We start from the raw sequence: 8,531 nt of genomic DNA on the forward strand, positions 1-8,531 counted from the left end.
GGTGACCCAGCAAGGTGCACGCGAGGAGAGACGGCAGTGATCGAGTTCGACGACGTCGTCAAGACGTTCCCCGACGGCACCACCGCCGTCGACCACCTCAACCTGACGATCCCCGACGGCGCGATCACGGTGCTGGTCGGCCCGTCCGGCTGCGGCAAGACCACGTCGCTGCGGATGATCAACCGCATGATCGACCCGACCTCGGGCACGATCCGCATCGACGGCAAGCCGGTCGGCGACACCGACCCCGCCGAGCTGCGCCGCGGGATCGGCTACGTGATCCAGGCCGCCGGCCTCTTCCCGCACCGCACGGTCGTCGACAACGTCGCCACCGTGCCGGTGCTCGCCGGGACGTCGCGCAAGAAGGCCCGCGAGCAGGCCCGTGAGCTGCTCGACCGCGTCGGCCTCGCCCCCCACCTCGCCGACCGCTACCCGGTCCAGCTCTCCGGTGGCCAGCAGCAGCGCGTGGGCGTCGCCCGCGCGCTCGCCGCCGACCCGCCGGTCATGCTCATGGACGAGCCCTTCTCCGCGGTCGACCCCGTCGTCCGCGACGGGCTGCAGCAGGAGTTCCTGCGGCTGCAGGGCGAGCTCGGCAAGACCATCGTGATGGTCACCCACGACATCGACGAGGCCATCAAGCTGGGCGACCACGTCGCGGTCTTCGCGGAGGGCGGCCGGCTCGAGCAGTTCTGCCCGCCCGACCAGCTGCTCGCCGACCCCGGCAACGACTTCGTCTCCGGCTTCGTCGGGCGCGACCGCGGCTACCGGGGCCTGTCCTTCTCCTCCGCCGAGCACCTGCCGGTCGAGCCCGCCGACACCGTGGTGGAGGGCCTGCGCCTGGCCCTCGACGGCGACGGCCGGGCGCTCGGCTGGGACGGCGACGGCTCCACCGGCGGCCGGCTGCCCACCGAGGGCACCTTCACCGCCTCCGACACGATGCGCCGCGTCACCGACCTCGCGATCCTCTCGCCGGCGGGCGCCGCGGTCCGCGTCGACGCGAGCGGCCGGGTCGACGGCCTGGTGCGCCACGCGGTCGTCGCCGAGCACCTGCGCACCCGCCAGCTCGAGCGCCTGCGCAGCCACGGCCGCTCGACGGCCGGCGCCGAGGGCTGAGGCGTGGAGTTCTTCTCCGACCTCGTCGAGTACCTCGAGATCAACGGCTCGGTGGTGCTCGAGGCCCTGCGCGACCACCTCTACATCGGTCTCGTCCCGGTCGTGATCGCGTTCGTGCTGTCGCTCCCGCTCGGCTTCCTGGTGGTCCGCTTCGCCTGGCTGCGGGTGCCGCTGCTGACGCTGTCGAGCATCCTCTACACGATCCCCTCGCTCGCGCTGATCCTCGTGATCCCGGGCATCGTGCAGACCAACATCCTCGACCCCAACAACGTCGTCATCGCCCTCACGATCTACGGCCTCGCGCTGCTGGTGCGCACCACCGCGGACGGGCTCGGCTCGGTCGACCCGGCGATCGTCCAGGCGGCCACCGCGATGGGCTACAAGCCGGTGCGCCGCTGGTTCACCGTCGAGCTCCCGCTCGCGCTGCCCGTCGTGCTCTCGGGTCTGCGCGTCGCCACGGTCGCGTCGGTGTCGATGGCCAGCATCGCCGCGCTGGTCGGCATCGGCGGGCTGGGCCAGCTGTTCACCCGCGGCTTCCAGCTCGGCTTCTACCCGCCGCCCATCGTCATCGGCCTGGTGCTCTCGGTGCTGCTCGCCGTGGCCGCCGACCTGGTGATCGTCCTCGTGCAGCGGGCCGTCACCCCCTGGACCCGCGCACGGCAGGGGGCCTGACATGGACGGCAGCTTCTTCTCCTACCTCCTCGACGGCGCCAACTGGACCTTCGAGACCAACGGCTTCGGCACCCGGATCGTCGAGCACCTCGGCTACACCGCCGCGGCCGTGCTGGTCGCCGCGATCATCGCCTTCCCGCTGGGCCTGCTCATCGGCCACACCAACAAGGGCGCGTTCTTTGCCATCAACGCCGGCAACGCCGCCCGCGCGGTGCCGACGCTGGGCATCCTGTTCCTGGTGCTGGCCGTCGCGGGCCTCGGGCTGGTGCCCGTCATCGCGGCGCTGGTGGCCCTCGCGGTCCCGCCCATCCTCACCACGACGTACGCCGGCATCCGGGCCGTCGACCCCGCCGTGGTCGACGCCGCCCGGGGGATCGGCCTGCGGGAGCGGCAGATCGTCACCCAGGTCGAGCTGCCCGTGGCCCTGCCGATCATCCTCGGCGGGCTGCGCAACGCCACCCTCCAGGTCGTCGCGACCGCGACGATCGGCGCGTACGTCGGTCAGGGCGGCCTGGGCACCTACCTGTTCTCCGGCCTCGCCCTGCGCGACTACCCGCGCGTGGTGGCCGGCTCGGTGCTCGTCGCCGTCCTCGCGGTGCTGCTCGACCTCCTGTGGTCGGCGCTGCAGCGCGTCCTCGTCTCACCCGGCGCCGACGGTCGCGCGACCCGTCAGCCGTCCCGCGCCATGCAGTTCGCCATGTCGCGGCGGATCGCCGAGGCCGGGCCGTCTGGCGGGACGCCCGACGCCGGCGTCGGTTGATCCACCTAGCCTTGTCAGCCATCCCCACCCGAGAGGTCACGAACCATGCGTCGTACCACCCGCACCACCACCCTGCTCGCCGCGAGCCTGCTGCTCGCCGGGGGCGCCCTGGCCGCCTGCGGCTCCGACGACAGCGGCTCCGACGGCGGGGGCGACCCGCTGTCGGGCGGCGGGGGTGACGGCGACGCCGGCACCATCACCGTCGGCTCGGCCAACTTCCCCGAGAACGAGCTGCTCATGCAGATGTACGGCCAGGCCCTCGAGGACGCCGGCGTCGAGGTGCAGTACCAGCCCAACATCGGCGCTCGCGAGGTCTACCTCGAGGCGTTCGAGAACGGCGAGATCGACCTGCTGCCCGAGTACAACGGCGCGCTGCTGAGCTACCTGCTGGCGCCCGACCTGGTCCCCGAGGACGTCACCGACTCCGAGCAGGTCTACGAGGCCCTGCAGGACGTGCTGCCCGAGGGCAGCGAGACCCTCCCGCAGTCGGAGGCCGAGGACAAGGACACCCTGACGGTCACCCCGGAGACCGCCGAGGAGTTCGACCTCGAGTCCATCGCCGACCTCGAGCCGGTCGCCGACCAGCTCGTCGTGGGCGCCGGGCCCGAGTTCGAGGAGCGCTTCCAGGGCCTCGTCGGCCTGCAGGAGGTCTACGGGGTCGAGTTCGAGAGCTTCCGCTCGCTCGACGCCGGCGGTCCGCTGACCAAGGAGGCCCTGGCCAACGGGGACATCGACGTCGCCAACATCTTCTCCACCGACTCGGCGATCACCGAGAACGACTGGGTCGTCCTCGAGGACCCGGAGAACCTGTACCTGGCGCAGAACATCGTGCCGCTGATCCAGTCCGAGGCGCTGACCGACGAGGCCGAGGAGGCCCTCAACGCGGTCTCCGAGGCCCTCACCACCGAGAACCTCACCGAGTACCTCGCAATGGTCCAGCTCGAGCAGCAGGACCCCTCCGTCGTGGCGGAGCAGTTCCTCACCGACGAGGGCGTGCTGGGCTGATGCCCCGCGTCACCGCCGTCGGGATCGCGGTGCTCGGCCTCCTCGCGAGCGGAGGCCTCGGCGCGTGCGGCTCCGGCGGCGGTGGCGACCCGCTCGGTTCGGGCGGAGGTGGCACCGACGCCGGCTCGATCACCGTCGGGTCGGCGAACTTCCCCGAGAACGAGCTGCTGATGCAGATGTACGGCCAGGCCCTGGAGGACGCCGGGGTCGAGGTGGAGTACCGCCCCAACATCGGCGCCCGCGAGGTCTACCTCCAGGCGTTCGAGGAGGGCTCGATCGACCTCCTCCCCGAGTACAACGGCGCCCTGCTCGCCTACCTCGTGGCGCCCGAGCCCGTGCCCGAGGACGTCCGCACCTCCGACCAGGTCGACGCGGCGCTGGCCGACGTGCTGCCGGAGGGCAGCGAGACCCTCGAGCGCTCCACCGCCGAGGACAAGGACACCCTCACGGTCACCCGGGAGACCGCCGAGGAGTACGACCTCGAGTCGATGGCCGACCTCGAGCCCGTCGCCGACCAGCTCGTCCTCGGCGCGAGCCCGGAGTACGAGAACCGCACCGAGGGCGTCCCGGGCCTGCGCGACGTCTACGGCCTCGAGTTCGAGGAGTACAAGCCCCTCGACTCCAGCGGCCCCCTGGTCAAGCAGTCGCTGGAGGCGGGCGACATCGACGTCGCCAGCGTCTTCTCGACCGACTCCTCGATCGTGGAGAACGACTGGGTCGTCCTCGACGACCCCGAGAACCTGTTCGCGGTCCAGAACATCCTGCCGCTGATCCGCTCCGACGCGGCGACCCCCGAGGTCACCGAGGCCCTCGACGCGGTCTCGGCGGCGCTGACCACCGAGAACCTCACCGCCTACCTCGCCCGCGTGCAGCTCGACCGGGAGGATCCGGCCGTCGTCGCCGAGGACTTCCTGTCCAGCGAGGGCGTCACCGACTGATCGGGTCGGGGTCGGGAGCGGTCGAGTGGCGCACAGCGGGTGGATCCGGGTCGACGACTTCTGCGCGGCGTCGGGCCTGTCCGCCGACCACGTGCAGCGACTGGTGGACGCGGGTCGCCTCGTCCTCCACCGTGACGGCGAGGGCCGGGTGGTGGGCTTCTACGACGACTCGCCCCCGTCGGAGGACGAGCTCCGCCTTCTCGGGCACCCGGTGCGTCCCGGCTACGACCCCGAGTCCCTGACGTCGTACGCCGACGCGGCCCTCCTCGCGGACGCCGACCAGGACGCGGACGACGACGGGTCGTGGGCGATGGGCTGGGGCCGCCTCTGACCGGGCGGGTCGCCGATGGGCGGGCGATCGGACCTGCCGGGCGGGGCCTCATCGACATCCGACGCGCCGGTGTGGACACCTGACTTGCCAACAAAGTCGACATGGTTACTCTACTTCGATGGACGCGACCGGGAGGGTGGACTGCCACCAGCACGTGTGGCCGGCCGCGCTCGTCGAGGCCCTGCGGCGGCGTCGGGTGGCGCCGTACCTGGACGGCTGGACGCTGCACCTCGACGGTGAGCCGCCGTACGAGGTGGACGCGGCCGACCACGACGTCGAGCTGCGCGCCAAGCAGGACCGCGCCGACGGCGTCGGCCTGACACTGCTGTCGCTGTCGAGCCCGCTCGGCGTCGAGCACCTGCCCGCCGACGACGCCCACGCGCTGGTCGAGGCCTGGCACGCGCCGGAGGCGGACCTCGCCGCCCACCACCGGCGGTGGGCCGCCCCGGTGCTCGGTGAGGCCGACCTGGCCGGCCTCGCGCGCACCCTCGCCCGCCCGGACGTGGTCGGTCTGCAGGTCCCCGCGACCGCGATGGCCGACCCCTGGGCGCTGGAGCGCCTGGCCCCGTGGCTGGCCGTGGCCGAGGGCGCCGGGCTGCCGGTGATGGTGCACCCGGGGCCCGCGGCCCGCTCGTCCGCGGTCGTTCCGGGGTGGTGGCCCGCGCTCACGTCGTACCCGGCCCAGCAGGCGGCGGCGTGGTTCGCGTGGCACGCCGTGGGCCGCTCGCTGCTGCCGGGGCTGAGGATCGCCTTCGTCGGTCTCGCCGGCCTCGCGCTGCTGCACCACGAGCGGCTGACGGCGCGCGGCGGGGCCTTCGGGGCCGTGGACCCCGGGGTGTTCTACGAGGTCTCGTCGTACGGCGCGCGCGCCGTCGACGCCGTCGCCCGCGTCGTGGGCGTCGATCCGTTGGTCGCGGGGTCGGACCGGCCGTACGCCGTGCCGTTCGACCCCGCGACCGACCCCGGCCTGGGCGAGGCGTTCGCCCGTGCCGTCAGCACCGTCAACCCGCACCGACTCCTGCACGACCCCACGAACGACCTGACGAACGGAGGACACCGATGACCCTGGCTCCGACTTCCCCCGGACCGCGCTGTGTGCTGGCCGCCGAGGAGCTCCCGGACATCCCGCACCGCACGCTCAGCCCCGAGGAGCTGCGCGACCTCGTGCTCGACCTGGCCGCCCGCCCCGAGCTGTGGGCCGAGCACGCGCGCCACGACACGGGCGGGCGCCACTACGTCTCCCTCTACCGCGACACCGACGTCGACATCTGGCTGCTGTGCTGGAACACCGTCGACGACACCGGGTGGCACGACCACGACGTCTCCTCCGGCGCGGTCGTCGTGACCCGGGGCGCCGTGGCCGAGTCGCGTCCGCGGCTCGGTGGCACGCCGACCGAGCACGTCGCCGGCGTCGGCGAGACCATCGCCTTCGGTCCCGACCACATCCACCGCATGATCGGGGCGGTCGACGGGTCGGTGTCCATCCACGCCTACTCGCCGCCGCTGTGGCGGATGGGCCAGTACTCGATCTCCGACGACGGCGTCATGCGCCGGTTCTCGGTGTCCTACGCCGACGAGCTGCGCCCGCTGGACTAGGCCCGGCGACCCTCAGGCCCCCAGGGCGCGGATGGCCTCGGCGATGGCGAGGGTCCGGCGGGCCGAGTCGACGTGGAGCTGCTCGACCATGCGGCCGCGGTAGGTCGCCACGCCGGAGCCGGCCTCGTCGAAGGCCGCGATCAGGCCCTCGGCGTCGGCGACGGCGTCGTCGTCGGGGGAGAAGGCGCGGTTGGCGCCCTCGACCTGGCCGGGGTGGATCAGGGTCTTCCCGTCGAAGCCCATCCGGCGGCCCTGCTCGCACTCGGCGAGGAAGCCCTCGGTGTCCTTGACGTCGTTGTAGACGCCGTCGACCACCTCGACGCCCGCCGCGCGGGCGGCGAGCAGCACCTGGTGCAGCGAGGGCAGGATGTTCCAGCGCCCCGGCACGTGCTCGGCGTACAGCTCCTTGACGATGTCGTTGGTGCCGAGCACGAGGACCGTCAGCCGCTCGGAGGCACGCGCGATCGCGCGGGCGTCGAGGATGCCGTCGGGGGTCTCGATCATGGCCCAGAGCTTGGTGTGCTCCGGGGCGCCCGCGGCCTCCATGGCGGCCACGAGGGTGTGCACGTCCTCGACCGAGGAGACCTTCGGCACCACGATCCCGGCGGGACAGGCCTGGGCGGCCGCGGCGAGGTCGGCGTCGTGCCACTCGGTCCCGAGGGCGTTCACGCGGATCGTGACCGCACGCCGCCCGTACTCGCCGGACGCCGCGGCCGCGCAGGCGGCCCGGCGGGCGTCGGCCTTGGCGTCCGGGGCCACGGCGTCCTCGAGGTCGAGGATCAGCGCGTCGCAGTCGATCGTCCTGGCCTTCTCCAGCGCGCGGGCGTTGGAGCTCGGCATGTAGAGGACCGAGCGGAGCGGCGTGAAGCCGTCGTGGGTGCTCACGCGGAGGCCTCCTGCTCGGCCTGCGCCGCGGCGTACCGCTCGGCCAGGGCCGGGTCGGCGGCCGCGAGCTGCTCGGACAGCTCGACCATCACCAGGCACTGCTTCAGCGAGGCGTCGTCCTCCATCTTGCCGTCGAGCATCACCGCCCCGGTGCCGTCGCCCATGGCGGCCACGACCCGCCGTGCGTGGGCGACGTCCTCGGGGCTGGGGCTGAACACGCGGTGGGCGATCTCGACCTGCTTCGGGTGCAGCGACCAGGCACCGACGCAGCCGAGGAGGAACGCGTTGCGGAACTGGTCCTCGCACGCCACGGTGTCGGCGATGTCGCCGAAGGGGCCGTAGTAGGCCGAGATGCCGTGCATCGCGCAGGCGTCGACCATGCGGGCGATCGTGTAGTGCCACAGGTCCTGCTGGTACGACGTCCGCGGCGCCGCGATCGCCTCCGCGCTGCCGTCGGCCGGGTCCTGGCGGACGAGGTAGCCGGGGTGGCCGCCGCCGACGCGGGTGGTCTTCATGCGGCGGTCCGCGGCGAGGTCGGCGGGGCCGAGGGAGAGGCCCTGCATGCGGGGGCTGGCGCCGCAGATCTCCTCGACGTTGGCCATGCCGCGGGCGGTCTCGAGGATCGCGTGGACCATCAGCGGCCGCTCGAGCCCGGCCTTCGCCTCGAGCTGCGCGAGCAGCCGGTCGACGTAGTGGATGTCCTCGGCGCCCTGCACCTTCGGCACCATGATCACGTCGAGCCGGTCCCCCGCCGCGGTGACGAGGCGGGTGAGGTCGTCGAGCACCCACGGCGAGTCGAGCGCGTTGACGCGGGTCCACAGCTGGGTGGCCGCACCCTCGCCCCCCAGCCCGGCCGTGTCCCGGGCGATCCGCACCAGGCCCTCGCGCGCGGCCTCCTTGTTGGCGGCCTTGACGGCGTCCTCGAGGTTGCCGAGCAGCACGTCGACCGTGCCGACCATGCCGGGGACCTTGCCGGCCATCTTCTCGTTGGACGGGTCGAAGAAGTGGATCGCGCGGCTCGGGCGGGCCGGGATCTCCCGCAGCGGCGGCGGGGCTCCGACGGCGAGCGGGGCGAAGAAGTCACGGGCGGGACGCATGGCCCGGAACCTACCGGCTGGTAGCCCCGTCGTCCTGTGACCCATCTCTCGGCCCGCGACGCCGCAGGCGGCGCAGCACGCCGCGTCCCCGGCCGCCGTCCGCGGCCCCGCCCGGCTCCGGGTCGCCGGCGGCG

General features: G+C 73.1%; 10 protein-coding genes. 8 read left to right on the forward strand and 2 right to left on the reverse strand.

Translation table 11 applies throughout. From position 1 onward, the window contains the following. The first annotated feature begins 36 nt into the window (after positions 1-36). The 8 genes from ABD158_RS03380 (at position 37) to ABD158_RS03415 (ending at position 6,415) form a co-directional block, all read left to right on the forward strand. Positions 37-1,113: an ABC transporter ATP-binding protein gene (locus tag ABD158_RS03380; RefSeq protein ID WP_344003674.1), complete on the forward strand. Its 1,077-nt coding sequence runs from the start codon at positions 37-39 to the stop codon at positions 1,111-1,113. Between the two features lie 3 nt (positions 1,114-1,116). Then, positions 1,117-1,785: an ABC transporter permease gene (locus ABD158_RS03385; RefSeq protein ID WP_344003677.1), complete on the forward strand. Its 669-nt coding sequence runs from the start codon at positions 1,117-1,119 to the stop codon at positions 1,783-1,785. A 1-nt stretch (position 1,786) separates the two neighbouring features. Continuing rightward, entirely contained in the window at positions 1,787-2,545 is a 759-nt protein-coding gene (locus tag ABD158_RS03390) for an ABC transporter permease (RefSeq protein WP_344003680.1), read from the forward strand. A 45-nt stretch (positions 2,546-2,590) separates the two neighbouring features. Continuing rightward, positions 2,591-3,550 carry an ABC transporter substrate-binding protein gene (locus ABD158_RS03395; RefSeq protein WP_344003683.1) on the forward strand — a complete coding sequence of 320 codons (960 nt, stop codon included), beginning with the start codon at positions 2,591-2,593 and terminating at the stop codon, positions 3,548-3,550. After that, the gene (locus ABD158_RS03400) at positions 3,550-4,488 is read left to right on the forward strand and encodes an ABC transporter substrate-binding protein (RefSeq protein ID WP_344003685.1); all 939 of its coding nucleotides are present in this window, start codon (positions 3,550-3,552) and stop codon (positions 4,486-4,488) included. Before ABD158_RS03395 ends, ABD158_RS03400 begins: the two co-directional genes overlap by 1 nt. A gap of 25 nt (positions 4,489-4,513) precedes the next feature. Next, positions 4,514-4,819 (forward strand): hypothetical protein, encoded by a 306-nt coding sequence (locus ABD158_RS03405; protein ID WP_344003688.1) that lies wholly within the window; start codon positions 4,514-4,516, stop codon positions 4,817-4,819. Positions 4,820-4,937: 118 nt separating this feature from the next. Continuing rightward, positions 4,938-5,882, forward strand: coding sequence for an amidohydrolase family protein (locus ABD158_RS03410; RefSeq protein WP_344003691.1), 945 nt, complete (start codon positions 4,938-4,940; stop codon positions 5,880-5,882). Further along, on the forward strand, positions 5,879-6,415 hold the full coding sequence (locus ABD158_RS03415; RefSeq protein WP_344003694.1) for a cysteine dioxygenase: 537 nt from the start codon (positions 5,879-5,881) through the stop codon (positions 6,413-6,415). The genes ABD158_RS03410 and ABD158_RS03415 overlap by 4 nt, the downstream gene beginning before the upstream one ends. Positions 6,416-6,427: 12 nt before the next feature. Here ABD158_RS03415 and ABD158_RS03420 read toward each other — a convergent pair whose 3' ends face one another. Both ABD158_RS03420 and ABD158_RS03425 read right to left on the reverse strand, forming a co-directional pair. After that, on the reverse strand, positions 6,428-7,300 hold the full coding sequence (locus tag ABD158_RS03420) for an HpcH/HpaI aldolase/citrate lyase family protein (protein ID WP_344003697.1): 873 nt from the start codon (positions 7,298-7,300) through the stop codon (positions 6,428-6,430). After that, the gene (locus ABD158_RS03425) at positions 7,297-8,397 is read right to left on the reverse strand and encodes an HpcH/HpaI aldolase/citrate lyase family protein (protein ID WP_344003699.1); all 1,101 of its coding nucleotides are present in this window, start codon (positions 8,395-8,397) and stop codon (positions 7,297-7,299) included. Before ABD158_RS03425 ends, ABD158_RS03420 begins: the two co-directional genes overlap by 4 nt. Positions 8,398-8,531: the final 134 nt, after the last annotated feature.

It is taken from the genome of Nocardioides lentus (genome assembly GCF_039529515.1).
Taxonomy (GTDB): domain Bacteria; phylum Actinomycetota; class Actinomycetes; order Propionibacteriales; family Nocardioidaceae; genus Nocardioides; species Nocardioides lentus.